Below are 2,384 nucleotides of genomic sequence, written 5' to 3'. Positions count from 1 at the left end.
AAGAGTTATAAATTACTGTTGAAGTCGAATCTTCTGGAATGTTGAGCCGTAGTGGGTTATAGCCCTGTAGGCGTAAGACAGTGACTCTTGAGTGTTTTCCCAAGTAGCACGGGACTCTTGAAATCTCGTGTGAATCTGGCGGGACCACCCGCTAAGCCTAAATACTTCTTGGTGACCGATAGCGGACTAGTACCGTGAGGGAAAGATGAAAAGTACCCCGGGAGGGGAGTGAAATAGTACCTGAAACCGGTTGCCTACAATCCGTCGGAGCATTCCCTTGTGGGGTGTGACGGCGTGCCTTTTGAAGAATGAGCCTGCGAGTTAGTGGTGTGTGGCGAGGTTAACCCGTGTGGGGTAGCCGTAGCGAAAGCGAGTCTGAATAGGGCGTTTTAGTCGCATGCTCTAGACCCGAAGCGGAGTGATCTATCCATGGGCAGGTTGAAGCGTGGGTAAGACCGCGTGGAGGACCGAACCCACCAGGGTTGAAAACCTGGGGGATGACCTGTGGATAGGGGTGAAAGGCCAATCAAACTCCGTGATAGCTGGTTCTCCCCGAAATGCATATAGGTGCAGCGTCGTGTGTTTCTTACCGGAGGTAGAGCACTGGATGGTCTAGGGGGCTTACCGGCTTACCGAAATCAGCCAAACTCCGAATGCCGGTAAGTGAGAGCGCGGCAGTGAGACTGCGGGGGATAAGCTCCGTAGTCGAGAGGGAAACAGCCCAGATCACCAGCTAAGGCCCCTAAGCGATTGCTAAGTGGAAAAGGATGTGGAGTTGCCCAGACAACCAGGAGGTTGGCTTAGAAGCAGCCACCCTTGAAAGAGTGCGTAATAGCTCACTGGTCAAGTGATTCCGCGCCGACAATGTAGCGGGGCTCAAGCAATCCGCCGAAGCTGTGGCACTCACACAAGTACTCGGCGACCTTCGTGGTCGTCCAGGTGTGTGGGTGGGTAGGGGAGCGTCGTGCAGCGTGTGAAGCAGCCTAGTGATGGAGTTGTGGATGCTGCACGAGTGAGAATGCAGGCATGAGTAGCGAATGACGGGTGAGAAACCCGTCCGCCGGATGATCAAGGGTTCCAGGGTCAAGCTAATCTGCCCTGGGTAAGTCGGGACCTAAGGCGAGGCCGACAGGCGTAGTCGATGGACAACGGGTTGATATTCCCGTACCGGCATTAACACGACCCGACCGAACCTGCTGATGCTAAGAGATCGAAGCCGCAAGACCTTCGGGTTGCGTGGTGGAGTTCTTGACCCGAGGTGGTAGTAGGTGCATTGAGGAGTGACGCAGGAGGGTAGTCCAACCGCGGCGATGGTAGGCGCAAGCTGATCCGCGGGCAAGGTGGTAGGGCGAGGCATAGGCAAATCCGTGTCTCACATAGCCTGAGAGCCGAGGCGGACCCGTTCAGGGGAAGTGGATGATCCCATGCTGCCGAGAAAAACTTCGCAGTGAGTGTTAGAGCCGCCCGTACCCCAAACCGACACAGGTGATCAGGTAGAGAATACCAAGGCGATCGAGTGAACCATGGTTAAGGAACTCGGCAAAATGCCCCCGTAACTTCGGGAGAAGGGGGACCGGATCCGTTACCTTACTTGCTGAGGGAAGCGGTGATGGTCGCAGAGACCAGGCCCAAGCGACTGTTTACTAAAAACACAGGTCCGTGCGAAGAAGTAATTCGATGTATACGGACTGACGCCTGCCCGGTGCTGGAACGTTAAGGGGACAGGTTAGCTGGCTTTAGGGCCGGCGAAGCTTTGAACTTAAGCGCCAGTAAACGGCGGTGGTAACTATAACCATCCTAAGGTAGCGAAATTCCTTGTCGGGTAAGTTCCGACCTGCACGAATGGCGTAACGACTTGGGCGCTGTCTCAACCGTGGACTCGGCGAAATTGCATTACGAGTAAAGATGCTCGTTACGCGCAGCAGGACGGAAAGACCCCGGGACCTTTACTACAACTTGGTATTGGTGGTCGGTACAATTTGTGTAGGATAGGTGGGAGACTGTGAAGCTCGGACGCCAGTTCGGGTGGAGTCATCGTTGAAATACCACTCTGATTGTTCTGGCTGTCTAACTTTGGTCCGTTATCCGGATCAGGGACAGTGCCTGGTGGGTAGTTTGACTGGGGCGGTCGCCTCCTAAAAGGTAACGGAGGCGCTCAAAGGTTCCCTCAGCCTGGTTGGCAATCAGGTGTCGAGTGTAAGTGCACAAGGGAGCTTGACTGTGAGACAGACATGTCGAGCAGGGACGAAAGTCGGAACTAGTGATCCGGCGGTGGCATGTGGGAGCACCGTCGCTCAACGGATAAAAGGTACCCCGGGGATAACAGGCTGATCTTCCCCAAGAGTCCATATCGACGGGATGGTTTGGCACCTCGATGTCGGCTC

Annotated in this window: 1 rRNA gene; it reads left to right on the top strand. The window is 55.0% G+C overall.

Annotation, left to right across the window (positions count from 1 at the left end):
* Positions 1–2,384, top strand: a 23S ribosomal RNA gene (locus ABT313_RS44655); the annotation flags it as partial.

It is taken from the genome of Kribbella sp. NPDC000426 (genome assembly GCF_040300265.1).
Lineage (GTDB): Bacteria > Actinomycetota > Actinomycetes > Propionibacteriales > Kribbellaceae > Kribbella.
This window is presented reverse-complemented; position numbering and strand designations above follow the sequence as displayed.